This window comes from Pseudomonas sp. Q1-7 (assembly GCF_028010285.1).
In the GTDB taxonomy this organism is placed as follows: domain Bacteria; phylum Pseudomonadota; class Gammaproteobacteria; order Pseudomonadales; family Pseudomonadaceae; genus Metapseudomonas.
Genome location: NZ_CP116304.1, coordinates 3,015,444 through 3,041,428, shown reverse-complemented (window position 1 = coordinate 3,041,428; position 25,985 = coordinate 3,015,444). Strand labels below are relative to the sequence as shown.

Sequence of the window (25,985 nt, the reverse complement as noted above, 5' to 3'; positions counted from 1 at the left end):
CAGCGGTGAGGTTCACCTGATCCGTGCCCACGCGGGCCCTGGCCCGCTCCAGGGGCGATGCCCCGGCGTTCTTCCAACACCCACGAACCAGGCCCTCGCCGATGCACGCCGGCGCGGGCCGGCACTGGCTGTGGGTTCAACCTCGATGGGAGAACGGACATGACCGAGTCATTCAAGGCGGTCGGTGGCTGCCGCTGCGACGACAATCCGGTGCGCTACGAGTACACCGCCCGACCGGCGGAGGTGCACTACTGCCTGTGTACCGACTGCACCGACATCTGTGGCGGCGCCATGGCGATCATCGCTGTGGTGGACCGTGGCGCCTTCAAGCTCACGGCCAATGCCGACAAGCTGAAGTGCTACCACTCCAAATCCACCTGCCACCGTTATTTCTGCTCCGAGTGCGGTTGCCACCTGTACCTGCATGTGGACAGCTTTCCGGACTTCGAACTGGTGCACGTGCCTACCCTGGACCGTGACACCGACGTCGGCGGCAAGCCCGACCGCTATGTGTTCGTGCGTTCCAAGCACCCGCTTCTGACCCTGCCGGACGACGGCCTGCCGCGTCACCCGGGCTGGGCCAACAGTGGCGAGCCGGTAGCGGCCTGATCCGGCTCGATCTACGCGGTTGCCAGCGCCGCGCGGAAGGCCTCGAAGGATGCCGTGGCGTAGCCCTGGCGCCAGACCAGCAGGGTATCCAGCCACTGCAGCGAGCGCTGGCGGAGGCGCGGGGGCTCGCGCAGCAGTTCCAGGACTGAGCGCGGCAGGATGCCGACGCAGGAGCCGGCCGCCACGCAGGCGAGAATGGCGTGATAGGAACCCACCTGCTGCACGTTCGGCAGCGGGCGTCCGTCGGCGGACAACCAGTTCTCGGCGATCTGCCGATAGGTGCAGCCCTCGGCGAAGCCCGCCAGCCCACGGACCTGGACGTCCGCCGGGGTCTCCACCGGCGGATGGCCGGCGGGCAGTACCAGCACGAGTTCCTCCTTGAATACCGGCTGCGCGTCCAGACCCAGGTCCGCGATGTCCTCCTGACCCCTAGGCCAGGCCACCAGTGCGCAGTCCAGGCGGCCTGCCTGCACCGCTTCCACCAGTGCCTGGCTGGTACCGGTGCGCACTTCCAGTTCCACCTCCGGACAGCGCCCATGGAAGTTCGCCAGCGGACCGGGCAGACGGCTCGCGGCGGTGCTTTCCATGCTGCCCAGGCGCAGACGGCCAGCGGGTTGTCCGGGGTGCATGGCCTGGCGCGCCTCGTCCGCCAGGGCCAGCAACCGTTCGCTGTAGGCGAGGAAGGCCTGGCCGCGGTCGGTCAAGGTCATGCGCTTGCCGTCGCGGAGGAAGAGCGGGGTACCCAGCTCGTCTTCCAACTGGCGGATTCGCGTGGTGACGTTCGACTGGGCACGCTGAAGACGCTGGGCCGCGCGGGTGACGCTGCATTCCAGGGCCACGGCACGGAAGATCTCCAGGCTGGATAGATCCATGGATTTGCATCTCTTTTGGAGAATGATTACTTAAAATTATTCTCTAATTGAGATAGATTGGCCAGGCTTTCCCCTGTCTGGAGTTGCCGCACCATGTCCCTCGCTGAGCTTCTCGGTATCGACCACCCCATCATCCAGGCCCCCATGGTGGGCGTCTCCACCCCGGCCCTGGCCGCCGCCGTATCCAATGCGGGTGCCCTGGGCTCGATCGGCATCGGTGCCAGCACCCCGGCCCAGGCCCGCGCCATGCTCGCGGAAACCCGCGCGCTGACCCGCCGGCCCTTTAACGTCAACCTGTTCTGCCATCGGCGGGCCGTGGCCGACGCACCGCGGGAGGCCGCCTGGCTGGAGCACCTGCGGCCACTGTTCGCCGAGTTCGGCGCCGAGCCGCCAGCGGCCATCCGAGAGATCTACAAGAGCTTTCTCGACGATCCGGAAATGGCGCAGATGCTGCTGGATGAGCGCCCGGCCGTGGTCAGTTTCCACTTCGGTCTGCCGCCCCAGGCGTGGATCGATGCGCTGAAGAGCGCCGGCATCCGACTGCTGGCCAGCGCCACCACGCTGGACGAGGCGCGCCGGGTGGAGGCGGCCGGCGTCGATGCCATCGTTGCCCAGGGCGTGGAGGCGGGCGGCCATCGCGGTGTGTTCGAGCCGGAGAAGGGTGATGCCGGTCTCGGAACCCTGGCGTTGGTGCGGCTCATCGCGCGCACGTCGCGCCTGCCGGTGATCGCCGCCGGCGGCATCATGGACGGGCAGGGCATCCAGGCTGCCATGGCGCTGGGCGCCGCTGGCGCGCAGTTGGGCACTGCCTTCGTGGCCTGTCCGGAGTCTGCCGCCAATGCCGCCTACCGCGCCGCCCTCAAGGGTGAACGCGCCCATCGAACCGGCATCACCGCTGCGATCTCCGGGCGCCCGGCACGGGGCTTGCCGAACCGCCTCTGGTCCGATCTCGACACCCCGGATGCGCCGCCGCTGCCGGACTATCCGACCACCTACGACGCAGCCAAGGCTCTGCATGCCGCCGCCAGTGCCCGGGGATGCAACGATTTCGCCGTGCAATGGGCCGGGCAGGGCGCGCCCCTGGCGCGGGAAATGCCGGCGGCGGAGTTGGTCAGGACGCTGGTGGAAGAAATGCACGGCTGATCCGAGGCGCCAGCTTCGCTGCCCGGCCGCACGATTGATACCCGGGGCAATGGATTGCGACGGGATGTCGGTCTGTCGGTCTGTTGGGCGACTCAGCACTGATTGGCTATCGTCTTCCGACGTCGCCAGGAGGTGCAGCATGAGCAAGCGAATCCACACCATCACCCCATGCCTGTGGTTCGATGACCAGGCAGAAGCCGCCGCCAACTTCTACGTCGGCATCTTTCCCAACTCCAGGATCACCGCCGTCAGCCGCTACGGCGAGGCCGGCAAGGAAGTCCATGGCAAGGCGCCCGGTTCGGTGCTGACCGTGGGCTTCGAGCTGGATGGGCAGGGCTTCACCGCCCTCAATGGCGGCCCGGTCTTCACCTTCAGCGAGGCGGTTTCCTTCATGGTCGCCTGCGAGACCCAGGAAGAGGTCGACCACTTCTGGGCGCGGCTTGCCGAAGGCGGCGACCCGAACGCCCAGCAGTGTGGCTGGCTGAAAGACCGCTTCGGCCTGTCCTGGCAGGTGGTGCCGCGCATCATGATGGACATGCTGGTGGACCCGGACCACGCGGCCTCGCAGCGTGCCTTCGCGGCGATGCTGACGATGCGCAAGCTGGATATCGCCGCCCTCAGGAAGGCCTACGAGGGCTGACGGAGGCCGGCTGCGGTGAATCGATAGCAGGATACACATCTGTTCGATAACCGCACCAATAGTCGATTATCGGATTGTTCGGGGTGGGGCCGGGGAGTACTTTTTCCTCACCCGGCGCCCCAAACGCCCTGGATAACAACACGAGATCGACCATGGCTGAAATCCTTTCCCTCCGCGAAGCCGTCGAACGTTTCATCAACGACGGCGACAAAGTAGCCCTCGAAGGCTTCACCCACCTGATTCCCACTGCCGCGTCCCACGAGATCATCCGCCAGGGCAAGAAAGACCTGCACCTGGTGCGCATGACCCCCGACCTGGTCTACGACCTGCTGATCGGCGCCGGCTGCGCCCGCAAGCTGACCTTCTCCTGGGGCGGCAACCCCGGCGTGGGTTCGCTGCACCGCCTGCGCGACGCGGTGGAAAAACACTGGCCGAACGCCCTGGAAATCGACGAGCACAGCCACGCCGACCTGGCCAACTCCTACGTGGCCGGCGCCTCGGGACTGCCCTTTGCGGTTCTGCGCGCCTATGCCGGCTCCGACCTGCCGAAGGTCAACCCGAACATCAAGTTCATCCAGTGCCCCTTCACTGGCGAGCAACTGGCCGCCGTACCCTCGGTGCGTCCGGACGTCACCGTGATCCACGCGCAGAAGGCCGACCGCAAGGGCAACGTGCTGCTCTGGGGCATTCTCGGCGTGCAGAAGGAAGCGGCCCTGGCGGCCAAGCGCTGCATCGTCACCGTTGAGGAAGTCGTCGACGACCTGAACGCGCCGATGAACGCCTGTGTCCTGCCCACCTGGGCCCTGACCGCTGTCTGCCACGTTCCCGGTGGCGCCCACCCGTCCTATGCCCACGGCTACTACGAGCGCGACAACCGCTTCTACCAGGCCTGGGACCCGATCGCCCGCGACCGCGAAACCTTCACTGCGTGGATCGATGAGTACATCCGTGGCACTGCCGATTTCGCCGAATTTCAGAAGAAGATTGCGGAGGCCAAGTGATGAGCGCTCAATCTCCCCGTGACTACAGCACCAATGAAATGATGACCGTGGCGGCCGCCCGCCGCCTGCAGAACGGCGCCGTCTGCTTCGTCGGCATCGGCCTGCCGTCCAAGGCCGCCAACCTGGCGCGCCTGACTTCGTCGCCGGACGTGGTGCTGATCTATGAGTCCGGCCCCATCGGTGCCAAGCCGAGCGTACTGCCGCTGTCCATCGGCGACGGCGAACTGGCCGAAACCGCCGACACCGTGGTGCCCACCGGCGAAATCTTCCGCTACTGGCTGCAGGGCGGCCGTATCGACGTCGGTTTCCTCGGCGCGGCCCAGGTGGACCGCTTCGGCAACATCAACACCACCGTGATCGGCGACTACAACAGCCCGAAAGTACGCCTGCCGGGCGCCGGCGGTGCTCCGGAGATCGCCGGTTCCGCCAAGGAAGTGCTGATCATCCTCAAGCAGTCCCACCGCACCTTCGTCGACAAGCTGGCCTTCATCACCTCCGTGGGCCACGGCGAAGGCGGCGACCACCGCCAACAGCTGGGCCTGCCCGGCAAGGGGCCGGTGGCCATCATCACCGACCTCTGCATCATGGAGCCGGAAGCCGGCACCCATGAATTCATCGTCACCTCGCTGCATCCGGGCGTGACCCGCGAGCAGGTCATCGAGAACACCGGCTGGGCCATCCGCTTCGCGCCGAACGTGAGCGAGACCCTGGCGCCCAACGAGACCGAACTCACCGCGCTGCGCGCCCTCGAAGCCCGCACCGCCGCCGCCCACGGCCAGCAAGGGGGTGAGGAATGAGCCGCGAGGTCTATATTTGCGACGCCATCCGCACGCCCATCGGCCGCTTCGGCGGCGCCCTGGCCCCGGTGCGTGCCGACGACCTGGCCGCCATCCCGATCAAGGCCCTGGTGGAACGCAACCCGCAGGTGAAATGGGACGCGCTGGATGAGGTCTTCCTCGGCTGTGCCAACCAGGCCGGCGAGGACAACCGCAACGTGGCGCGCATGGCGCTGCTGCTGGCCGGCCTGCCGGAGAGCGTTCCGGGCGTGACCCTGAACCGTCTCTGCGCCTCGGGCATGGATGCGGTGGGCAGTGCCTTCCGCGCCATCGCCGCGGGTGAACTAGAGCTGGCCATCGCCGGTGGCGTGGAGTCCATGTCCCGCGCGCCCTATGTGATGGGCAAGGCCGATAGCGCCTTCGGTCGTTCTCAGAAGATCGAGGACACCACCATCGGCTGGCGCTTCATCAATCCGCTGATGAAGGCCCAGTACGGCGTCGACGCCATGCCGCAGACCGCCGACAACGTCGCCGACGACTATCAGGTTTCCCGCGCGGACCAGGACCTGTTCGCCCTGCGCAGCCAGCAGCGCGCTGGCCGTGCCCAGGCCGAAGGCTTCTTCGCCGAAGAGATCGTCCCCGTGGTGATCAAGGGCAAGAAGGGCGAGACCGTGGTCGACCAGGACGAGCACCTGCGTCCCGACACCACCCTCGAAGCCCTGGCCAAGCTGAAGCCGGTCAACGGCGAAGGCAAGACCGTCACCGCCGGCAACGCCTCGGGCGTCAACGATGGGGCCGTGGCGCTGCTCCTGGCCTCGGCTGACGCGGTGAAGAAGCACGGCCTGACCCCGCGCGCGAAAGTGCTCGGCATGGCCAGCGCCGGCGTGGCGCCGCGCGTCATGGGCATCGGCCCGGTGCCGGCGGTGCGCAAGCTGCTGGAGCGCCTGAACCTGGCCATTGGCGACTTCGATGTCATCGAACTGAACGAAGCCTTCGCCGCCCAGGGCCTGGCCGTAATGCGCGACCTCGGCATCGCTGACGACAGCGACAAGGTCAATCCCAACGGCGGCGCCATCGCCCTCGGCCACCCCCTGGGTGCCAGCGGCGCGCGCCTGGTCCAGACCGCCCTGCACCAACTGGAGAAATCCGGCGGCAAGCTGGGCCTGGCGACCATGTGCGTGGGCGTGGGGCAGGGCCTGGCCCTGGCCATCGAGAAGGTATGACAGGCCAAACTGCGTAGGATGGGTAGAGCCTGCGAAACCCATCAATTCGACACCGCATGGGTTTCGCTCCGCTCTACCCATCCTACGGCTAGTCCTGTCACCACTGGCTCGCAAGGGCCAGCTGCGATAAAAGAAAACACCAAACCGCATTTTGGAGCACTGGCTTGAACAGCCCGAGCAACCAACTTTTCGATGCCTACTTCACGGCACCTGCCATGCGTGCGGTCTTCTCCGACCGGGGGCGGGTGCAGGGCATGCTCGACTTCGAGGCGGCCCTGGCGCGCGCCGAGTCCCGCGTCGGGCTGATTCCCACCGAGGCCGTCGTCGCCATAGAGGCGGCGTGCAAGGCCGAACTCTACGACCCCGCTACCCTGGCCCAGGCCATCGCCACCGCCGGCAACTCCGCCATTCCGCTGGTGAAGGCCCTGGGCAAGCGAATCGCCGCCCAGAACCCGGATGCCGAACGCTACGTGCACCTTGGCGCCACCAGCCAGGACGCCATGGACACTGGCCTGGTGCTGCAATTGCGCGCCGCCGCCGCGCTGTTGGAGCGGGACCTGGCAGCGCTCGCCCATGCCCTTGCGCTGCAGGCCGAGCGCCATGCCGACACGCCCCTGGCCGGCCGCACCTGGCTGCAGCAAGCCACCCCGGTCACCCTCGGCATGAAGCTGGCCGGCGTGCTGGGCGCGGTCACTCGCCATCGCCAGCGTCTGGCCGAACTCGAGCCGCGTCTGTTCTGCCTGCAGTTCGGCGGCGCCTCCGGCAGCCTGGCCGCGCTGGGCGAGCAGGCCTGGCCGGTGAGCGAAGCCCTGGCTCGCGAACTGGGCCTGAATCTCCCTGAACAGCCTTGGCACACCCAGCGCGACCGGCTGGTGGAGTTCGCCGGCCTGCTGGGCCTGATCGCCGGCAGCCTGGGCAAGCTGGGGCGCGACCTGAGCCTGTTGATGCAGACCGAAGCAGGCGAAGTCTTCGAGCCATCCGCGCCGGGCAAGGGTGGGTCTTCCACCATGCCGCACAAGCGCAATCCGGTCAGTGCCGCCGTGCTGATCGGCGCCGCCACCCGCGCGCCGGGCCTGGTGTCCACCATGTTCGCCGCGATGCCCCAGGAGCACGAGCGCAGCCTCGGCCTGTGGCACGCCGAATGGGAAACCTTGCCGGAGTTGTGCTGCCTGGTTTCCGGTGCCTTGCAGCAGGCGTTACTGGTGGTTCCGGGCCTTGAAGTGGACGTCGCGCGCATGCGCGAGAACCTCGACCTGAGCCGGGGCCTGGTGCTGGCCGAGGCGGTGAGCATCGCCCTGGCCCAGCGCATCGGCCGCGACGCCGCCCATCACCTGGTGGAGCAGTGTTGCCGCCAGGCGGCGCAGGAGGGCGCCCACCTGCGTAGCGTGCTCGGCGCCAATGCCGAGGTCAGGGCACAGCTTTCTTCCGATGAACTGGATCGCCTGCTCGATCCCGCCCATTACCTGGGCCAGGCCCGCCGCTGGGTGGACCAGGCCCTGGCTGAACACAAGCATTTCTCGCGCTAGGAGTTTTCCATGCCTGCCGTACGTCTCGCCGATGGCGACCTGAACTACCTCCTCGAAGGCCCGGCTGGTGCGCCGGTGCTGGTGCTGTCCAACTCCCTGGGCACCGACCTGCACATGTGGGACGCACAGATCCCGGCCTTCACCCAGCACTTCCAGGTGCTGCGCTATGACACCCGTGGCCACGGCCAATCCCTGGTCAGCGAAGGCCCCTACAGCATCGAGCAACTGGGGCGCGACGTGCTGGCCCTGCTGGACGCCCTGGACATCCAGAAGGCCAGCTTCTGCGGCCTGTCCATGGGCGGCCTGATCGGCCAGTGGCTGGCCATCAACGCCCCCGAACGCATCCAGCGACTGGTGCTGTGCAACACCGCCGCGAAGATCGGCGCCCCGGAAGTCTGGAACCCGCGCATCGACACCGTGTTGTCCGGTGGCGCCCAAGCCATGCGCGACCTGCGCGATGCCTCCATTTCCCGCTGGTTCACCGCGGATTTCGCCGAATCCCAGCCGACCAAGGTCGAGCCCATCGTCGGCATGCTGGCGCAGACCTCGCCCGAGGGGTACGCCGCCAACTGCGCCGCCGTGCGTGACGCTGACTACCGCGAGCAGATCGCGGGTATTCGCGCACCGACCCTGATCGTCTGTGGCAGTGGCGATCCGGTGACCACCACCGAGCACGGCCGCTTCATGCAGGAACGCATCGCCGTTGCCGAATTGGTGGAGTTCCATGCCGCGCACCTGTCCAACGTGCAGGCCGCCGATGCGTTCAGTGAGCGCGTGCTGGCTTTCCTGACCGCCTGAAGCCGGAGTTCCCAATGGACGAGAAAGAGCGCTACGAAGCTGGCATGCAGGTGCGTCGCGAGGTGCTGGGCGATGCCCATGTGGACCGCAGCCTGCAGAACCTCACGCCGTTCAATGAAGAGTTCCAGGACATGATCACCCGCCATGCCTGGGGTGATATCTGGACCCGCCCGGGCCTGCCGCGCCACACCCGCAGTCTGGTGACCATCGCCATGCTGATCGGCATGAACCGCGAAGGCGAGCTGAAGCTGCACCTGCGGGCGGCGAAGAACAATGGCGTGACCCGCGACGAGATCAAGGAAGTGATCATGCAGAGCGCGATCTACTGCGGTATCCCGGCGGCCAACGCCACGTTCCACCTGGCCGAGGCCGTGTGGGACGAACTGGGCGTGGAATCGCTCCAGGGCTGACCTGAACGAGCAACACCCGAACGCCGCCCGGACCACGCATCCGGGCGGCGTTTTCATTGGGGGTAGACTCGCCCAACAGCCGTTCAAGCGCCCGTCACCTGCATCCCCGCGATGTAGGCCTCGCCGCGTTGGGCCTCGGTGCGCTCGGCGCTGGGGGGTAGACGTAGGATGGGTAGAGGTACGAAACCCATCGTTTTGTGGCGTTGGGTTTCGCTGCGCTCTACGCCAACCCATCGGCCGGCCCTGTCGGGGTCAGAGAATCGACAGCGGGTAGTTGATGATCAGACGGTTCTCGTCGAACTCGTTGTTGCTGAAGTCGCGGCGGACGCTCGCGTTGCGCCACTTCACGCTGAGCGCCTTGAACACCCCGGACTGCACGACATAGGCCAGCTCGGTCTCGCGCACCCATTCCTTGCCGTCGGTCACCGTGCCGATGTGGGCGTCCTCGCCGCTGATGTAGCGGTTCATCAGGGTCAGCCCGGGCACGCCGAGGGCGGCGAAGTTGTAGTCGTGGCGCAGTTGCCAGGACTCTTCCTTGGCGTTGTCGAAGCTGGAGTTGTAGCTGTCGTTGGCCAGGGTGCCGCCGCTGGTGCCGTTGACGCGCATCCAGGCGTTGTCGCCGCTGACCTTCTGCAGGCCGAGGGAGAAGGTGTTGCCACCGTATTTGGCGGAGAGCAGGGCGGACCAGGTGCGGTTGTCCAGGTCGCCGGCCAGGGCGCTGCCGTTCTCCTTGCCGTCGAAGTAGCCGAGGTTGGCGCTCAGGGTCCAGTCGCCCACGGGCTGGCTGTGCGTCAGTTGCAGGTACTGCTGCTGGTAGATGTCGTCCAGCTCGGCGTACCACAGGCCGACCAGGGTGCGCTTCTCGTTGAAGGCGTACTCGCCGCCGGCGAAGTTGAAGCGGTCGGAGGTGAAGGCGGCGCGGCCGTTCATCGACATATCTTCCAGGCTGGCGTCGTTGCGCGGGCTGTTCTGGCGGAACTGGCCGCCGTACAGGGTCAGGCCGTCGAGCTCCTGGGAGGTGACCTGGCCGCCCTGGAAGGTCTGCGGCAGGGAGCGGCCGTCGTCGGCGCGGAGGATCGGCAGCACCGGCATCCATTCGCCGACTTTCAACTCGGTCTTCGACACGCGCATCTTGCCGGCCGCGGCCAGGCGGCCGAAGTCGTCGGCCGGGCGACCGTCGTCATGCACCGGCAGCAACTGGGTGCCGCGGGTGCCCTTGCCGCCGTCGAGTTTGACCGCGAGCAGGCCGAGCAGGTCCACGCCAAACCCCACCGGCCCTTCGGTGAAGCCGGAGCGGGCGTCGAGGATGAAGCTCTGGGTCCATTCCTCGGCCTTGCCCTGGGGGTTGGTCGGGTTCACGAAGTTGCGGTTGATGTAGAAGTTGCGCAGGTTCAGGCCGACCTTGGCGTCTTCGGCGAAGCCGCCCCCGTCCGCAGCCTGAAGGGGCTGGGCGACAAGGAAGACGGCGGCAGCAAGGGCGCAGGGGGCGAAGCATGGACGGCGAGTGGATTTCATGGTGGGTCTAGCCTCTGTGTTCATGGTTGTCGGGGCGCAGGAAGCCCTTCGCGGCTGTTGCACGAATACGCGTCAGGCTTTGGATGGCGTGGGTGTCAGCGCGCTTTGCGGCACCCGCTCAGGCGAAGGAAGAAGGCGCATTCGGGGACGTGGCCAGGCAACGGTGCCGCGTCGGGCGGCGAGGCGTAGGGGGTGGGCATGGTGATCGACCTTTCTTGTATTTATGCAGGTAACAGGCAAGGCATTGCGGGGATCGCAGGCGGGTTGCGGCAACGCCTCGCACCTGGGGCGATAGTGAAATCGGTGGGCGCCGGGTTCAATCGACGGGGGACGCTTCCGTTCGATCATCGAACAGAACTAACCATTTCGTACATTTCTTCCGGCGAATCTGCAGCCTGTCATCTTCCCGTTCCAGGTTTCATGGGGCAGGCGTTGTCTTCTAGAATCGCCCCACAGCGAAGAGGACCCATGCCCATGGCCGGTAGCCAGATCGAACGTGCCTTCAATCTCCTGGAACGCCTGACCGCCGACCCGCGCGGACTGCCGATGCAGGTGCTGGCGGATGAGCTGCAGATTCCCAAGAGCGCTACCCACCGCATGCTGGCCGAGCTGATCCGTCTTGGTTATGTGCGGCAGAACCCGGAGAACAGCCGCTACCAGTTGTCCACCCGCCTGGTGGCCATGGCGTTCCGCTATCTGGCCAGCAGCGGCGCGGACATCGTCCAGCCGATCCTTGATCGCCTGGCCCAGGAAACCGGTGAGCTGGTGCGCTTGGGCGTGATCGAAGACGACCGCCTGACCTGGATCGCAAAATCCCAGGGCGCGCGTTCCGGCTTGCGCTACGACCCCGACATGGGGCGCGACGCGCCGCTGTTCTACACCGCCTCCGGGCATGCCTGGCTGGCCAGCCTGAGTGATGCCGAGGCCCTGGTGCTGGTGGAGCGCCAGGGCATCGCCGATCCGCGGGACTTCGGCCCCAACGCGCCGCGTTCCAACATCGAACTGCTCGAGCGCCTGCGTCTGGCGCGGGAGCACGGCTATGCCTGGGTGATGGAAAGTTCGTCGGTCGGCATGTCGGCGTTGGCCGCCGTGGTGCGTGCTCCACGCACCGGCAAGGCGATAGGCGTACTCAGTGTCGCCGGTCCCAGCGCGCGCCTGCCCGAAGCGCGCCTGCACGAAGTGGCGCCGCAATTGCTGGCGGCGGTGGACGAACTATCGGCAGCCAGCCAGGCGTCCGAATTCTTCGTCTGAACCAGGAAGACGACTTTCTGCCGGTCCCCGCGCTCTGCCTCGAGGGCGCGGACTCCTTCGTGATTGACGCTGGACGCGCGATAGCGCGGGCCTGTGGCCTGCTTCACGAGTGAAAGAGTTCCCTCAGCACCCTTGAACACTGTCCTGCCCGGCGATGAATCAGCCTCGCTGTCGACGTGGCGCATTTTCCACTTGCGCTAATGTGGAACCACGTTCTAAATATCGCAAATTCAATTCTGGAACTGGATTCCGAGAAGAGCATGACTGAGCACGTTCTCTTCCTTGCCGCCCTGACGACCCCCGCACCTACTCGCCCGGGTAACGCCCGACCGTGCGACCTCTCCGGCTGGCTGCGGACGTTGCCGGCGAAACTGCCCCTGAGTCTGGAAATTGCCTCGTGGTATTTGCTGGGGCAGGGCGTCGGCCCCCGTGAGCGGGTGCGGATGGCCCTGGGTAAGGCTCGGTTGCCGCTGAGTCGCCACTGAACCCTTGCCCTCAACTTTCGCGCGGTCGGCTGGGCCGCGAGCTTTCTTCGAGTGCCCCATGACCACTAATGCCCCTTTGTCCGGAGTTAACCAACCGCTGCGGGGCATCCTGCTGGTGGTGCTGGCGACCTTTCTCTTCGCGGGGCATGACGCCCTGTCCAAGTTCCTCGGTGGCCTCTATCCGGTCGTCATGATCGTCTGGGCCCGTTACCTGGTGCATACCTTGCTGATGGCCGGGATCTTCCTGCCCCAGGCCGGTTTGCGCGTGCTGCGCACCGGGCGGCCAGGGCTTCAGTTGCTGCGGGCCCTGAGTCTGCTGAGTACCAGCCTGCTGTTCACCGCCGGCCTGCAATACATCCCTCTGGCGGAAGCCACGGCAGTCAACTTCCTCGCTCCGGTGCTGGTCACGGCACTGTCGGTACCCTTGCTGAAGGAAAAGGTCAGTCCTGGCCAGTGGCTGGCCGTTGTGCTGGGTTTCCTGGGTGTGTTGGTGGTGGTGCACCCCGGCGGCGAACTCTTCACGCCGGCCATCCTGTTTCCCTTCTGCTCGGCCTTGGGCTTCTGCTTCTACCAGTTGCTCACGCGCAAGGTCGCGGCCCACGACAGCCCGACCACCAGCAACTTCTTCGCGGGGCTGTGCAACACCCTGGCGATGAGCGCGATGGTGCCGTTCTTCTGGCAACTGCCAAGCCTGGAGCATGGCGTGCTGATGCTGCTTCTCGGCGGGGCCGGCATGACCGCGCACCTGCTGCTGACCCAGGCTTTCCGCGTGGCGGCACCGGCCTTGCTGGCGCCTTTTGGCTACTGCCAGATCGTCTTCGCCGGGCTGTTGGGCTTCGTGCTCTTTTCCCAGCGACCGGATGCCACCAGCCTGGTGGGCATTGCCATCATCTGCCTGAGCGGCCTGGGCGCGGCGTGGTTGCAGCGCAGGGGTTGAGCTTCGGGGCGTGGGTTGGAGAAAAGGGGCAAGCGGAGAAGGGGAGGCGGAGGCCCGGCCGGACCTCCGCGAGGGTGGATCAGCCCTGGGCCTGTTCGATCTTGCGCGGGGCCATGAAGTACAGCCAGGTGAGGGCGATGAAGTACATGGCCGGGATCATGGTGAAGAGCACGGCGTAGTTGTTGTTGGTGGCGGTCAGCACGCCGCCGACGATCTGGGTCATGAACATGCCGCCGATTGCGGCGCACATGCCGCCAAAGCCGAACACGGTGCTCATCAGGTGCTTGGGCGTGTAGTCCATCACCAGGCTCCAGATGTTGGCGGTCCAGGCCTGGTGAGCACCCACGGCCAGGGCGATGGCCAGGACGGCGACCCACAGGCCGCTGGCGTTGGCAGCGAAGACCACGCCGACGATGGTGCAGGCGAAGATCAGCATGGAGGACAGGCGGGCGGTGATGGGTTTGACGCCGCGGCCGATCAGCCAGGAGCTGAGGATGCCGCCACCCACGCTGCCGAAGTCGGCGGTCAGCCAGATCAAAATCAGGGGGATGCCCATCTGGGTCACGCTGATGCCCAGGCCGTACTGCTGGTTGAGGAAGGGCGGCAGCCAGTAGAGGTAGAACCAGAACACCGGGGCGGTGATCGAGTAGGCCAGGGCAAAGGCCCAGGTGCCACGCATGCGCAGAATGCGGCTGAAGGGCACCTTGACCGGCTCGGGCTCGACCGCCTGGTTGATGTAGTCCAGTTCGCTCGGCTTCACGCGCGGATGCTCTTCCGGGTTGAAGTAGTTGATCGACCAGAACACCAGCCAGACCAGGCCCAGGCAGCCCATGCCGACGAAGGCGGCCTGCCAGCCCCAGACGCTGAGGATCAGCGGTAGCAGGGCCGGAGTGACCATGGCGCCGACGTTGGTGCCGGCATTGAAGATCCCTGTGGCCAGGGCGCGTTCGCCGGCCGGGAACCAGAGCCGGGTGGTCTTCACGCAGGCCGGGTAGTTGGCGGCTTCGGTCAGGCCGAGAATGAAACGGCAGACCATGAAGCCAGCGGCTGAAGTGGCCAGGCCATGGGCCCCGGTGGCGATGCTCCAGAACAGCACCGCGAGGAAGAACGCCCGCTTGACGCCAACCTTGTCGATGAAGCGCCCTTGGAGAAGGAAGCCGATGGCATAGCCGACCTGGAACCAGAAGTTGATGTTGGCGTAGTCCATCGCGGTCCAGCTCATCTTCTCGGCGAGGATGGGCTGCATCACGCCCAGGGCGGCGCGGTCGATGTAGTTCAGGGTGGTGGCGAAGAACACCAGGGCGAGCATGCCCCAGCGCATCTTGCCGACGGCCATGGCGCCGCGGACCTTGCTGAACATGCCGCCCTGGTGAAGCTGGGGATCGGGAGCGATGCGAGTGGTATGAGATTGGATCATTGTTGTTTTGCCATCCGTTCTGTGACTGGTAGGCCAGTCGGTTTTCGACTCGAATCGGCCGCCATTTCCGTTGCGCTCCGCCGTCGAGACGGTGCACGAAGGGGCAATCTGCGCCAAAAGGTGGCGGATCGTCCTTGGAGGTGGCTGGCGGCCGCTTGACCGGGGTACTGCCCGGGGCGCTGAAGGATTCCGGGTTATTCGGAGTGCGGCGCGGCGGTATGCGGACCGGGACTGGCCGATGACGCTGCAGAAGGAGAGCGGGAAGGGGGAGTGCAGGCTGGTAGAGCGTTGAGTGCGAGCATGAGCAGGTACCCGTTTCTTGAAATTGTTATGTCGTGACGCGTGGTTGCCATCGCAGGGCCTTCCGGGTGACTGGGCTGGCAGTGATGCCCCCCGGCGGGTCCCTGCAACATGGGATTCATGTTGCGCAGTGATCGAAAAAGCGTCAATTCGATAACCGGCCTTGTGTTCGATGATCGAACACAAAACTAACCGGTTCGTACATATTGAATTGCTGGGCTGACTTTACGCGCGAATAATCGATCCAGCCACTTTTGTAGGGGCGAATCCATTCGCCAAGCGGGCCGAAGGTCTGCCGTAGGGCGTCGCAGAGGGCCGCTTCGCGTCCCATGGCGAATGAATTCGCCCCTACAGGTATTCGCCGCGCCCACCCTACAAGGAGCTGACGCATGCAGCGTTCCATTGCCACCGTCTCCCTGAGCGGTACCCTGCCGGAAAAGCTCGAAGCCATCGCCGCAGCCGGCTTCGACGGCGTCGAGATCTTCGAGAACGACCTTCTGTACTACGCCGGCAGCCCACGGGAAATCCGCCAGATGTGCGCCGACTTGGGGATCGCCATCACCCTGTTCCAGCCGTTCCGCGACTTCGAGGGCTGCCGCCGCGACCGCCTGCAGAAGAACCTCGACCGCGCCGAGCGCAAGTTCGACCTGATGCAGGAACTGGGCACCGACCTGGTGCTGGTGTGCAGCAACGTCCAGGCCGACGCCATGGCGGATGAGGACATCCTGGTCGACGACCTGCGTCTGCTGGCCGAGCGCGCCGGCGCGCGCAACCTGCGCATCGGCTACGAAGCCCTGGCCTGGGGACGCCATGTGAACAGTTGGCAGCAGGTCTGGAATCTGGTTCGCCAGGCCGACCACCCGGCGCTCGGCGTGCTGCTGGACAGCTTCCACACGCTGTCGATCAAGGGCGACCCCAGCGGGATTGCCGACATCCCGGGCGACAAGATCTTTTTCGTGCAGATGGCCGACGCGCCGCTGCTGGCCATGGACGTGCTGGAGTGGAGCCGGCACTTCCGCTGCTTCCCTGGCCAGGGCGAGTTCGACCTGCCAGGCTTCCTTGCGCCCATCATCCGCAGCGGCTACCAGGGGCCGCTGTCACTGGAAATCTTCAACGATGGTTTCCGCGCCGCTCCGCCGCGCGGCAATGCCGCCGATGGCCTGCGTTCGCTGCTCTACCTGGAGGAGAAGACCCGCACGCTGCTGGCCAAGGACCCGACACCGCCGGCCAACCTGGACGTCCTTTTCGCACCGCCGCCGGCCAGCCGCTACGACGGCGTGGAATTCCTCGAATTCGCCGTGGACGAGGCCCTGGGTGCCGCGTTGGCCGGTTGGCTGGAGCGCCTGGGGTTCGCCCGCGCCGGCAAGCACCGCTCCAAGGCTGTCAGCCTGCTGCGCCAGGGCGACATCAACATCGTGCTCAATGCCGAACCCTATTCCTTCGCCCATGGCTACTTCGAAGCCCACGGCCCGTCGCTCTGCGCCACCGCCCTGCGGGTCAGGGACAGCGGCAGTGCCCTGGAGCGTGCTCGCGAGTTCAAGGGACAGCCCTATCGTGGCCTGGTGGGGCCCAACGAGCGCGAGATTCCCGCCGTGCGCGCGCCGGATGGCAGCCTGATCTACCTGGTGGAGCAGGCGCCGGCTGGCCAGACCATCTATGACAGCGATTTCGTCCTCGACCCGGACGCGCGTCAGAGCGGCGCGCTCGAACGCATCGACCACATGGCCCTGGCGCTGCCGGCCGACGGACTCGACAGTTGGGTGCTGTTCTACAAGAGCGTGCTGGATTTCGAGGCCGACGACGAAGTGGTGCTGCCGGACCCCTATGGCCTGGTGAAGAGCCGTGCCATTCGCAGCCGCTGCAGCAGCATCCGCCTGCCGCTGAACATCTCGGAGAACCGCAACACCGCCATTTCCCACGCACTGTCCAGCTATCGCGGCTCGGGCGCCCACCATATCGCCTTCTCCTGCGCCGACATCTTCAGCGAGGTCAGCCGGGCCAAGGACGCCGGGGTCCCGCTGCTGGACATACCGCTGAACTACTACGACGACCTGGCGGCGCGCTTCGATTTCGACGACGAATTCCTTAGCGAACTGGCCTACTACAACGTGCTCTACGACCGCGACGCCCAGGGCGGCGAACTGTTCCACGTGTATACCGAGCCGTTCGAGGGACGTTTCTTCTTCGAAATCCTGCAGCGCCGGAACGGCTACGGCGGCTACGGCGCCGCCAACGTCGCCGTACGCCTGGCAGCCATGGCCAAGGCGCGCAGCGGAGCCCCCACCAAGGCCAGGCTGTAGGCAGCAAGGAGGCCCGGGGCAACACGGCCCCGGGGTTCCTTCGGGTTGCCCGTCAGCCCATAATCGACGCCAGTTCTTTCTGGCCGTGAGCCGACGATGACAATAACCGCCGATCTTTCCGAATCCCCCGCCGAGGCACCCCGCCAAGGGCGCAAGAACAACCCCGAGAAAACCCGCGAGAACATCCTTCAGGCGGCCATAGTCGAGTTCGTCCAGCAGGGGCTGTCCGGTGCCCGTGTCGATGCCATCGCCGAGCGCATGCACACCTCCAAGCGGATGATCTACTACTACTTCGGCAGCAAGGAGCAGCTTTACGTTGAAGTGCTGGAAAAGCTCTACGGCGATATCCGCAGCACCGAAGGCAAGCTCCACCTGGCCGAACTGGAGCCCCGCGAGGCGATCCGCCGGCTGGTGGAATTCACCTTCGACCACCACGACCGCAACGTGGACTTCGTGCGCATCGTCAGCATCGAGAACATCCACCACGGCGAGTACGTCAGGCAGTCCAAGGCGATCCGCTCCATGAGCACCACCATCCTCGACGCCCTCGGCGACATCCTCCGCCGTGGCGAAGCCGAGGGACTCTTCCGGCCCCGCCTGGATCCGCTCGACCTGCACCTGCTGATCAGTTCCTTCTGCTTCTACCGCGTCTCCAACCACAACACCTTCGGCGAAATCTTCCAGATCGACCTGGATGACGAACAGGTCAAGGCGCGGCACAAGGACATGATCTGCGAGTCGGTGCTGCGCTACCTGCAGGCCTGATCGACGCCCAAGCTCGCGTGAGGGGCGCGGCGTATCGCTCGCCCCCTCCGGCCTGGGCCGCTATCGTAGGATGGGTAGAGGCACGAAACCCATCGAGAGGAGGCGGTGAAGTAGGGTGGACCACGCTTTCTCGGTCCACCACTCGGGGCTTGGTCGGGCACCGTTGGTGGATGAAGAGAGCGCCATCCACCCTACGGCCGGACTGTGGTTTCGCCTGGCGTATCGCCCGCCACCGGCTTGGGGCCGCTTTCGTAGGATGGGTAGAGGGACGAAACCCATCGAGAGGGGGCAGCGGGGGCACGCTTTACCAATCCACCCTGCGAGGCCGGGCCGGACACCGCGGATGGATGAAAAGAGCGTCATCCACCCTACGGCAGAACCGCATCCCGCATTCGTTTCTTCCGGTTTGACCCCTCCTGCGGGTCAGCCATTCATGCTGGCGAAGTGAGCCATCATCCGGTCGGCGTCGGCGCTGCGGCCGCTGAACAGTTCGAACGCCTTGACCGCCTGGAATACCGCCATGGTGCCGCCGTCCAGGGTGCGGCAGCCCAGGGCGCGGGCATCGCGCAGGAGTTCGGTTTCCAGCGGGAAATAAATGATTTCCGCTACCCACAGCTCAGGGCGCAGCAACTCGGCTGGCACCGGCGTGCCTGGCAGCTTGGCCATGCCGATGGGGGTGGTGTTGACCAGGCCATCGGCCTCCGCCATGGCACTGGCGAGGTGGGTGCCCAGGGCCGCGCGGCCGGCGCCGAAGTGCCGATTGAGGCTGTCCACCAGGGCTTGGCCACGGACGGCGTCCACTTCGAACAGGGTCAGGCGTTCGACGCCCTCGGCCAGCAGCGCATGGGCCACCGCCGAGCCGGCGCCACCGGCGCCCATCTGTACCACCTGGCGGCGTTGCACATCCGGCAGGCCACGGCGGAAACCTTCGCCGAAGCCAAGGCAATCGGTGTTGTGCCCCATGCGTTTGCCGTCCTTCAGTACCACCGTATTCACCGCGCCGATGCCGGCCGCCTCCGGGGACAACGCGTCCAGCAGCGGGATGACCGCCTGCTTGCAGGGGAAGGTGATGTTCAGCCCGGTGTAGCCCATGCGTTCGGCGGCGTCGAGCAGCTCGGGGAGGGCGGCGCTGTCCAGCTTGAGTGGGTCCAGATCGATCAGGCGATAGAGGTAGCGCAAGCCCTGGGCATCGCCCTCGTGCTCGTGCAGGGCGGGGGTGCGGGAAGCCTGGATGCCGGCGCCGATCAGGCCGGCGAGGATGGAATGCTTGTTCTGGGACATGCTGATCAACCCTTGGAAAACAGTTGGCCGAAGTGCTGCAGGGCCAGGCTGTAGCCCTGGCTGCCGAGTCCGCAGATCACACCGATGGCGATGGCGGAAACGAAGGAGTGGTGACGGAATTCCTCGCGTTTGTGCACGTTGGACAGATGCACCTCGATCACCGGCAGCTCACTGGCCACCAGGGCGTCGCGCAGGGCGACCGACGTGTGGGTCCACGCGGCCGGGTTGATCAGGATGCCGGCGCAGCGGCCACGGGCCGCGTGGATCCAGTCGAGCAGCTCGCCTTCGTGGTTGGTCTGGCGGAAGTCCACCTCGAAACCCAGACCGGCCGCGGTACGGCTGCACAGGGCGGCGATGTCGGCGAGGGTTTCACTGCCGTAGGTGGCGGGCTCACGGGTTCCGAGCAGATTGAGGTTCGGGCCGTTGAGCACCAGGACGGTGCGGGTCATTGCAGCGGTTCTCCATTGTCGTTCTGGCCCCGGCTGGAAGGTCGGGGTGGAATGGCAATGAAAATGTACTAACCAGTTAATTACGTCAATTTGCCGCATGGGGTTCTGTGCGGTTATCGGACGTAAGGCCACCTGCCGGAGAGACTGGTCAGCTGGCGCGGCGCACCTGGATGGGCCTTGTCGTTGATGCGCTTGGCGAATGAATTCGCTCCAAGGGGGGCGTCCCACCTCGTGGAGCGAATTCATTCGCGATCACCCGTCAGCGTCGGGTGATCACCACCTCCAGGTACTCGCTGGGCACGATGAGGGAGTCGGGGCCGGCGCGGTTGTAGCGTTCCAGCAGTTCGGTAAGGTCCTGTTCCAGGGCGTACGCGCCGTCGGCGGGGAGGGCGGCGAAGGCCTTGTGCACCGGGCCGTACCAGGTGCGGAACACCTCGATGAAGTGCGCCGCCGACTGGTAGCGGAAGTTGAACAGGCGGCGCGCCGCCGAGACTTCGCGGGCGTCACCGTCGAACAGTTCGCGCAGGTAGCTTTCCACGCCCCAGAGAGAGGGCGGCTGCACGCCGGGTGGGGGTGGCAGGTGGCGGCCGAGGGTCTTGAACATCTGGCCGATGAAGCCTTCGGGTGTCCAGCTCGCCAGGCCGATGCGGCCGCCGGAGCGGCAGACCCGCGTCAGCTCGGCCGCGGCCTTGGCCTGGTCGGGGGTGAACATGACGCCGAAGGTGGACAGCACCACATCGAAGCTGCCGTCGGCGAAGGGCAGGTCCTCGGCGTCGGCGGGCTGGAAGGCAACGTCCAGGTGTTCGGCGCGGGCGCGTTCCCGACCACGTTCCAGCAGGGCCGGCACGTAGTCGGTGGAGGTCACGCGGGCGCCTCGGCGCGCAGCGGCGAGGGTGGCGTTGCCGTTGCCGGCGGCGACGTCGAGTACGCTGTCGCCGTGGCGCAGGTCGCAGGCTTCGGCCAGCAGTTCGCCGACCAGCTGCAGGGTGGTGCCGATCACGGCGTAGTCGCCGCTGGCCCAGGAGGCCATCTGCCGGCTTTTCAGGGCATTCAGATCAGTTGCGGTAGTCATTTCGGGGGCTCATTCGGCTGTGGTCGGATCGATGATCGAGCTGATGCGGGAGATGCGGCTGACCGGGAATCCGCCCTGGCGGGCATGTTCCCGGATCAGTTCCTCGCTGGCGGCGAGATAGACGCAGTACAGCTTGTCGTCGGTGACGTAGCTCTGGACCCACTGCACCTCTGGTCCGATTTCTCTGAGTACCCGGCATGACTTCTGCGATATGGCCTTGAGGTCTCGTTCCGTGAGTGTTCCAGCTTCCGGTATCTCTCTTTCGATGAGGAACTTGGGCATGGCGACCTCGTTTTCCTGGCTTTCGGGGTGTCGCGCGCACGCCGTGGGTGGATTGGGCGGCGAGGGGCGTGCAGGCGAAACTATCCACCCGCGCCGCGCCGCCGTCCTGCCCGAACGTCGGCAAGGCCTGCCCGATCGTCCGCGCATGGCCATTTATCCGACGAACCGCTGTCCGTTGCCGGCGGCGACCAGAATTTCAGGAGTGCGGCCTGAGGTGAGGGCTGATGGACGCTCTGTCGGAAACCCTGCGCGTCGTCCGCCTGGTCGGCGCCATCTTCATCAACGCCAGGTTCAGCGCACCCTGGTGCTACCAGTCGCCGCGCGCCGATTTCGTGGCGCCCCTGCTGGAGCCTGGCGCGGAACGGGTGGTGATCTTCCACCTGATCACCGACGGCGAATGCTTCGTCGAACTGGGCCCTGACCCACCGGTGCGCCTGGTGGCCGGGGACGTGGTGATCTTCCCCCAGGGCGATGCCCATCGCATGACCTCGCAGCCTGGGCTGCCGCCGGCCAACCGTGGCCGCCTGGACCAGGTGCTGGCGCGGCGGCCCCGGCAGTTGGCCTACGGCGGCGGCGGTGCGATCACCCGCCTGGTGTGCGGCTACCTGGCCTGCGACGCGCGGCTGGCGGACATTTTGCTGGCGGGGCTGCCGCCCCTGGTGCGGGTCAATGTGCGTGGCTCCAGTGCCGGCCCCTGGCTGGAGGCCTCGGTGCGCTATGCCCTGGCCGAGGCCAGGTCGCCCCGGCCGGGGGGCGAAGGCGTGCTCGCCAAGCTGGCGGAGGTGCTGTTCATCGAAGTGCTGCGCCTGTACATGAACGAGCAGGCCGAGGGCCGCACCGGCTGGCTGGCGGGGCTGGGTGACCGGATTGTCGGTTCGGCGCTGACCGCCCTGCACAAGTGTCCGGCCCAGCCCTGGACCCTGGACGAGCTGGCGCGCACGGCCGGCACCTCGCGCTCGGTGCTGGCCGAGCGCTTCCAGCAACTGGTGGGCAGTTCGCCCATGCAGTACCTGACCCAGTGGCGCATGCTGCTGGCGGCCAATCTGCTCAGCCGCAGCAATGCCCCCCTGGCGCGAATCGCCGAGGACGTCGGTTACCAGACCGACACCGCCTTCAGCCGGGCGTTCCGCCGCGAGTTCGGCGCACCGCCGGCGGCCTGGCGGCGCAATCAGGTGCGCCGCCAGGCCGGCTAGTTCAAAGGCGTAGCGGGGCGCTGGCAATGGACGGTGGCGTGCCGTAGGCGGCGGGCGAAAGTACGAGTCGAACGCACACGGTCATTTGCGATTATCGAACCAGGGTTCGATAATCGGCCGCATTCGCCGTGCCCCTGAACCGCCAAGGACAACAACAATGACCGACGAACTGCGTGCCCCCTTGCTCCCGCTGGCTCCGCCCATCATTGCCTCGCCGGCCAAGCGCATCGAAGCCTTCACCGGCGATCCCAACTTCATGACGTCCCTGGCGCGTGGCCTGGCGGTGATCCACGCATTCCAGGAGCGCAAGCGCCACCTGACCATCGCCCAGATCAGTCACCGCACCGAGATTCCCCGCGCCGCCGTGCGCCGCTGCCTGCACACCCTGATGAAACTGGGTTACGTCACCACCGACGGGCGCACCTATTCGCTGTTGCCCAAGGTGCTCACCCTGGGGCATGCCTACCTGTCCTCGACGCCGCTGGCGGTCACGGCCCAGCCGATCCTCGACCGCCTCAGCGACCAGCTCCACGAGGCCTGTTCCATGGCGACCCTGGAAGGCGACGAAATCCTCTACATCGCCCGCTCGGCCACCCCCAACCGCCTGATTTCGGTGGACCTCAGCGTCGGCAGTCGGCTGCCGGCCTATTGCACCTCCATGGGCCGCATCCTGCTCGCCGCCCTGGATGACGCCGCGCTGGACGATTACCTCGACCACGCCGAGCTGCAAGTGAAGACCAGCCGCACCGTGCATACCGTGGAAGGCCTGCGCGCCAGCGTCGCGGAAATCCGCCGCCAGGGCTGGGTGATCATCGACCAGGAGCTGGAAATGGGCCTGCGTTCGGTGGCCGTGCCGGTGCGCGATTCGGCGGGACAGGTGCTCGCGGCGCTCAACGTCGGCACCCATGTCGGCCGGGTCAGCCGCCAGGAGCTGGAAACCCGCTTCCTGCCGGCCTTGCTGGAAGCCAGCAAGGAACTCAGCGCGCGGCTGTTCCACTGAGCCGCGGACGCCCCGTCAGACCCCGGCGAACAGTCCTTCGGCCTTGGCCGGGTCGAGGTGCCCGACATTGATGCGGAACCAGGGGCTGTCGCTGCCGCTGGCGCTGAACAGCGCCCCCGGGGCGAGGAGGATGTCCTGGGCGAAGGCGCGCTCGATGAACGGTGCCTGGTTCTGGATCGCGGGGTGGCGCACCCAGAGGAACATGCCTTCGGCAGGACGGTGGAACATCTCCCAGCCCCAACGCTGGAAACTGTCCTGCACGTCCGCCTGGGCGCTTTGCAGGCGGCGCCGCACCGCGTCGAGGTGGCGCGCGTAGGTGCCGTCGGCGAGCATGGCGCTGAGGAAGCGTTCGAAGAAGATCGGCACCGACACGCTGGTCAGCAGCTTCAGGTCGGCCAGTTCCGCCACCAGGGGCGCCGGCGCCAGCAGGTAGCCGACGCGCAGGTTGGCCGACAGGGTCTTGGAGAAGCTGCCGATGTAGATCACCTTGCGCAGCCCGTCGAGCGACACCAGGCGGCTGCCTTCCTGGCAGAAGTCGCCGTAGACGTCGTCCTCCACCAGCACCACATCGTGGGCGTGGGCCAGTTGCAGCAGGCGGAACGCGCACTGAGGACTGAGCGAAGTGCCGGTAGGGTTGTGCAACTGGGTGTTGATGAAGAAGGCGCGGACACGCGACTGGCTGACGGCCGCCTCGAAGGCCTGCAGGTCGGGGCCGTCCTGGCGCCGGGGAATGCCCACCACCTGCGCCCCGCGCATCTTGATCAACTGCACCAGGGTGCTGTTGCAGGGGTCGTCCACCAGCACACGGTCGCCCGGTTGCACGATGTGGCGGATCAGCAGGTCGAGCGCCTGGGTGGCGCCCAGGGTGGTCAGCAACTGGGACGGCGACAGAGCGACCTGCAGGCGCTTGCCCAAGTGGCGCACCAGGTGCTGGCGCAGCGGCAGGTAGCCGCCGGGATCGCCATATTCCACCAGCGAACTGTGGCCGAAATTGGCGGTGCGGCGCACATGCCGGGCCAGCTCCTTGGTATCGCGCCAGGCCGGGGGCAGCCAGCCGCAGCCGACCTTCATGCAGCGGTCGTCGCCATGGAACATGTTCCAGAATGCGGCCAGCCGGCTCGTCTCGGGCACCGGCGCGGCAGGCTGGGGCTGCACGCTGGGCAGGTTCGGCATGGCGCAGACGAAATAGCCGCGTCCGGGCTGGGCGCTGATCAGCCCGTAGCTCTGCAGGCGTTCGTAGGCACCGACGACAATGTGGAAGGTCAACCGCTCCTGGCTGGCCAGGCGGCGAATGGAGGGCAATTGTTGACCGGGCTTGAGCGTGCCGGCGCGGATGGCATCGCTGATACAGCGGAAGACCTGTTCGATCAGTGGAACCTCATCGTCGGCATCCAGGACGATATCCATCGCTTCCCGAGTCCTTATCTCAACTGTTAGACAAAATGCATAACAGTGAGTGTTGTCGATAGCCCGCTGTTTTTTCAAGTGAAGCGACGTTCCCACATCCTGAACGGGCCCAATCCACCTTGTTCAGGAGTGCTCCAGGATGACGCTTTCCGCTACCCAAGCCCTGTCTGGAACGATCCCCGTCGAAGTCGTCGATGGCACCGACCGCTGGTCCGACTGGCGTTGGCAACAGCGCAACGCGCTGACCAGCCTGGATGACCTGCTGCAATCATTTCCCGGCCTGGCCAACGGCGACCTGGCCGAGCGCGTTCGCCACCACCTGGCCGAACGCAAGCTGGGCATCACGCCCTACACGGCCAGCCTGATCCACCGGGACGAGGCCGATCGCCCGCTGGCCAGCGACCCCATCTGGCGCCAACTGGTGCCCGACTGGCAGGCCACGGAAGCGGCCGTCGCGCTCGCCTACGACGGAGAGTCGGAGAACTGGGAGCTGCCGGACGAGATGGTCACGCCGATCTGCCAGCACAAGTACGACAACCGCGTGATCCTGCGCATGGCCAATGCCTGCCACGCCTACTGCCAGTTCTGCTACGAAGCGCTGCGCACCCTGGAGAAACACACCGACAAGGGCAGCCTGCGTCGCCAGGACTGGCTCGACACCCTGGCCTACATCCGCAGCCACCGCGAGCTGGACGAAGTGATCCTCAGCGGCGGTGAACCGCTCATGCATTCCGACGCCCACCTCGACCGTTACCTCGGCGACCTGCGGGGACTGCGCCCGGAGCTGATCATCCGCATCCACACCCGCGCGCTGACCTTCAACCCCTATCGCATCACCGGCGAACTGGTGGAAGTGCTGGCGCGCCACGAGGTCAACACCGTCGGCCTGCACGTCGCCCATCCACGGGAACTGACCCGCGACTTCCGCATGGCGGTGAGGCGCCTGCAGGGCGCCTGCCCGATCCTGTTTGCCAACATCCCGCTGCTGCGCGGCATCAACGACGACTACGAGACCCTTTCCGAGCTGTGCCTGAGCCTCTACCGGATGGGCGTGCAGCCGCATTACCTCTACCACTTCATGCCGTTCTCGCCGGGTTCGGCGAACTACCGCACCGACATCAGCGCAGCCGTGGCCCTGGTGGCGAGGATGAAGCGCCGGCTGTCGAACATCGCCGTGCCGGAGTACGTACTGCCGCACAAGACCGGCAAGTTCACCGTGCCGCTGGACCTGGTCGGCCAGCGCCCGATGCTGGACCAGGGGCCCCACGGAGAGTTTCTCCACTTCATCAACTGGAAGGGCCAGCCGTGCACGTTCCCGGAATGAGCCCGCAGG

At 66.3% G+C, this 25,985-nt stretch carries 26 protein-coding genes; 17 read left to right on the top strand and 9 right to left on the bottom strand.

Features of this window, described 5'->3' with window-relative positions:
- The first annotated feature begins 159 nt into the window (after positions 1 to 159).
- Complete coding sequence (locus tag PJW05_RS13970; protein ID WP_271407616.1) at positions 160 to 609, top strand: GFA family protein; 450 nt, start codon at positions 160 to 162, stop codon at positions 607 to 609.
- 11 nt (positions 610 to 620) lie between these two features.
- On the opposite strand, the gene PJW05_RS13965 is transcribed toward PJW05_RS13970, so the two are convergent.
- Positions 621 to 1,481: a LysR family transcriptional regulator gene (locus PJW05_RS13965; RefSeq protein ID WP_271407615.1), complete on the bottom strand. Its 861-nt coding sequence runs from the start codon at positions 1,479 to 1,481 to the stop codon at positions 621 to 623.
- 93 nt (positions 1,482 to 1,574) lie between these two features.
- On the opposite strand from PJW05_RS13965, the gene PJW05_RS13960 reads away from it, so the two are divergent.
- From PJW05_RS13960 to pcaC, 8 genes are all read left to right on the top strand, one after another.
- Positions 1,575 to 2,624, top strand: coding sequence for an NAD(P)H-dependent flavin oxidoreductase (locus PJW05_RS13960; protein ID WP_271407614.1), 1,050 nt, complete (start codon positions 1,575 to 1,577; stop codon positions 2,622 to 2,624).
- A 139-nt stretch (positions 2,625 to 2,763) separates the two neighbouring features.
- The gene (locus PJW05_RS13955) at positions 2,764 to 3,264 is read left to right on the top strand and encodes a VOC family protein (protein WP_271407613.1); all 501 of its coding nucleotides are present in this window, start codon (positions 2,764 to 2,766) and stop codon (positions 3,262 to 3,264) included.
- 152 nt (positions 3,265 to 3,416) lie between these two features.
- Entirely contained in the window at positions 3,417 to 4,265 is an 849-nt protein-coding gene (locus tag PJW05_RS13950; RefSeq protein WP_271407612.1) for a CoA transferase subunit A, read from the top strand.
- The gene (locus PJW05_RS13945) at positions 4,265 to 5,062 is read left to right on the top strand and encodes a CoA-transferase subunit beta (RefSeq protein ID WP_271407611.1); all 798 of its coding nucleotides are present in this window, start codon (positions 4,265 to 4,267) and stop codon (positions 5,060 to 5,062) included. Before PJW05_RS13950 ends, PJW05_RS13945 begins: the two co-directional genes overlap by 1 nt.
- Positions 5,059 to 6,264 (top strand): 3-oxoadipyl-CoA thiolase, encoded by a 1,206-nt coding sequence (pcaF, locus tag PJW05_RS13940; RefSeq protein WP_271407610.1) that lies wholly within the window; start codon positions 5,059 to 5,061, stop codon positions 6,262 to 6,264. Before PJW05_RS13945 ends, pcaF begins: the two co-directional genes overlap by 4 nt.
- A 215-nt stretch (positions 6,265 to 6,479) precedes the next feature.
- Positions 6,480 to 7,790 carry a 3-carboxy-cis,cis-muconate cycloisomerase gene (locus PJW05_RS13935; protein ID WP_271412223.1) on the top strand — a complete coding sequence of 437 codons (1,311 nt, stop codon included), beginning with the start codon at positions 6,480 to 6,482 and terminating at the stop codon, positions 7,788 to 7,790.
- 9 nt (positions 7,791 to 7,799) lie between these two features.
- Positions 7,800 to 8,588, top strand: coding sequence for a 3-oxoadipate enol-lactonase (pcaD, locus tag PJW05_RS13930; protein ID WP_271407609.1), 789 nt, complete (start codon positions 7,800 to 7,802; stop codon positions 8,586 to 8,588).
- Between the two features lie 14 nt (positions 8,589 to 8,602).
- Positions 8,603 to 8,998, top strand: coding sequence for a 4-carboxymuconolactone decarboxylase (gene pcaC, locus PJW05_RS13925; RefSeq protein WP_271407608.1), 396 nt, complete (start codon positions 8,603 to 8,605; stop codon positions 8,996 to 8,998).
- Between the two features lie 252 nt (positions 8,999 to 9,250).
- Here the strand turns inward: pcaC and PJW05_RS13920 are convergent, their stop codons facing one another.
- Complete coding sequence (locus tag PJW05_RS13920; protein WP_271407607.1) at positions 9,251 to 10,513, bottom strand: OprD family porin; 1,263 nt, start codon at positions 10,511 to 10,513, stop codon at positions 9,251 to 9,253.
- Between the two features lie 474 nt (positions 10,514 to 10,987).
- On the opposite strand from PJW05_RS13920, the gene PJW05_RS13915 reads away from it, so the two are divergent.
- The 3 genes from PJW05_RS13915 (at position 10,988) to PJW05_RS13905 (ending at position 13,186) form a co-directional block, all read left to right on the top strand.
- Entirely contained in the window at positions 10,988 to 11,764 is a 777-nt protein-coding gene (locus PJW05_RS13915) for an IclR family transcriptional regulator (protein WP_271407606.1), read from the top strand.
- Positions 11,765 to 12,024: 260 nt separating this feature from the next.
- Positions 12,025 to 12,249 carry a hypothetical protein gene (locus PJW05_RS13910; protein WP_333908704.1) on the top strand — a complete coding sequence of 75 codons (225 nt, stop codon included), beginning with the start codon at positions 12,025 to 12,027 and terminating at the stop codon, positions 12,247 to 12,249.
- A 58-nt stretch (positions 12,250 to 12,307) separates the two neighbouring features.
- Positions 12,308 to 13,186: a DMT family transporter gene (locus PJW05_RS13905; protein WP_271407605.1), complete on the top strand. Its 879-nt coding sequence runs from the start codon at positions 12,308 to 12,310 to the stop codon at positions 13,184 to 13,186.
- A 79-nt stretch (positions 13,187 to 13,265) separates the two neighbouring features.
- On the opposite strand, the gene PJW05_RS13900 is transcribed toward PJW05_RS13905, so the two are convergent.
- Together PJW05_RS13900 and PJW05_RS13895 are read right to left on the bottom strand one after the other, a co-directional pair.
- Complete coding sequence (locus tag PJW05_RS13900) at positions 13,266 to 14,603, bottom strand: MFS transporter (RefSeq protein WP_271407604.1); 1,338 nt, start codon at positions 14,601 to 14,603, stop codon at positions 13,266 to 13,268.
- A gap of 445 nt (positions 14,604 to 15,048) precedes the next feature.
- Positions 15,049 to 15,294, bottom strand: coding sequence for a hypothetical protein (locus PJW05_RS13895; protein ID WP_271407603.1), 246 nt, complete (start codon positions 15,292 to 15,294; stop codon positions 15,049 to 15,051).
- Between PJW05_RS13895 and quiC the strand changes: the two genes are divergently transcribed.
- The gene (quiC, locus tag PJW05_RS13890; protein WP_271407602.1) at positions 15,293 to 17,203 is read left to right on the top strand and encodes a 3-dehydroshikimate dehydratase QuiC; all 1,911 of its coding nucleotides are present in this window, start codon (positions 15,293 to 15,295) and stop codon (positions 17,201 to 17,203) included. The genes PJW05_RS13895 and quiC overlap by 2 nt on opposite strands.
- Before the next feature lie 96 nt (positions 17,204 to 17,299).
- A complete protein-coding gene (locus tag PJW05_RS13885; RefSeq protein ID WP_271407601.1) occupies positions 17,300 to 17,968 on the top strand; it encodes a TetR family transcriptional regulator in 669 nt (222 codons plus the stop codon).
- Between the two features lie 423 nt (positions 17,969 to 18,391).
- Here PJW05_RS13885 and PJW05_RS13880 read toward each other — a convergent pair whose 3' ends face one another.
- The 4 genes from PJW05_RS13880 to PJW05_RS13865 all read right to left on the bottom strand — a co-directional run bounded on the left by PJW05_RS13880 (position 18,392) and on the right by PJW05_RS13865 (position 21,052).
- The gene (locus PJW05_RS13880) at positions 18,392 to 19,249 is read right to left on the bottom strand and encodes a shikimate dehydrogenase (protein ID WP_271407600.1); all 858 of its coding nucleotides are present in this window, start codon (positions 19,247 to 19,249) and stop codon (positions 18,392 to 18,394) included.
- A gap of 5 nt (positions 19,250 to 19,254) precedes the next feature.
- Positions 19,255 to 19,698, bottom strand: a complete 444-nt coding sequence (gene aroQ, locus PJW05_RS13875; protein ID WP_271407599.1) for a type II 3-dehydroquinate dehydratase — start codon at positions 19,696 to 19,698, stop codon at positions 19,255 to 19,257.
- A 259-nt stretch (positions 19,699 to 19,957) separates the two neighbouring features.
- Positions 19,958 to 20,770: a class I SAM-dependent methyltransferase gene (locus PJW05_RS13870; RefSeq protein WP_271407598.1), complete on the bottom strand. Its 813-nt coding sequence runs from the start codon at positions 20,768 to 20,770 to the stop codon at positions 19,958 to 19,960.
- A 9-nt stretch (positions 20,771 to 20,779) separates the two neighbouring features.
- Positions 20,780 to 21,052, bottom strand: coding sequence for a DUF4242 domain-containing protein (locus PJW05_RS13865; protein WP_271407597.1), 273 nt, complete (start codon positions 21,050 to 21,052; stop codon positions 20,780 to 20,782).
- Between the two features lie 224 nt (positions 21,053 to 21,276).
- Between PJW05_RS13865 and PJW05_RS13860 the strand changes: the two genes are divergently transcribed.
- Both PJW05_RS13860 and PJW05_RS13855 read left to right on the top strand, forming a co-directional pair.
- Positions 21,277 to 22,245, top strand: a complete 969-nt coding sequence (locus PJW05_RS13860; protein ID WP_271407596.1) for an AraC family transcriptional regulator — start codon at positions 21,277 to 21,279, stop codon at positions 22,243 to 22,245.
- A 157-nt stretch (positions 22,246 to 22,402) separates the two neighbouring features.
- Positions 22,403 to 23,245, top strand: a complete 843-nt coding sequence (locus tag PJW05_RS13855) for an IclR family transcriptional regulator domain-containing protein (protein ID WP_271407595.1) — start codon at positions 22,403 to 22,405, stop codon at positions 23,243 to 23,245.
- A gap of 15 nt (positions 23,246 to 23,260) precedes the next feature.
- On the opposite strand, the gene PJW05_RS13850 is transcribed toward PJW05_RS13855, so the two are convergent.
- Positions 23,261 to 24,652 carry an aminotransferase-like domain-containing protein gene (locus PJW05_RS13850; protein WP_271407594.1) on the bottom strand — a complete coding sequence of 464 codons (1,392 nt, stop codon included), beginning with the start codon at positions 24,650 to 24,652 and terminating at the stop codon, positions 23,261 to 23,263.
- A 139-nt stretch (positions 24,653 to 24,791) separates the two neighbouring features.
- Here PJW05_RS13850 and PJW05_RS13845 point away from each other — a divergent pair, with 139 nt between their 5' ends.
- Positions 24,792 to 25,976 carry a KamA family radical SAM protein gene (locus tag PJW05_RS13845; RefSeq protein ID WP_271407593.1) on the top strand — a complete coding sequence of 395 codons (1,185 nt, stop codon included), beginning with the start codon at positions 24,792 to 24,794 and terminating at the stop codon, positions 25,974 to 25,976.
- Positions 25,977 to 25,985 lie beyond the last annotated feature (9 nt).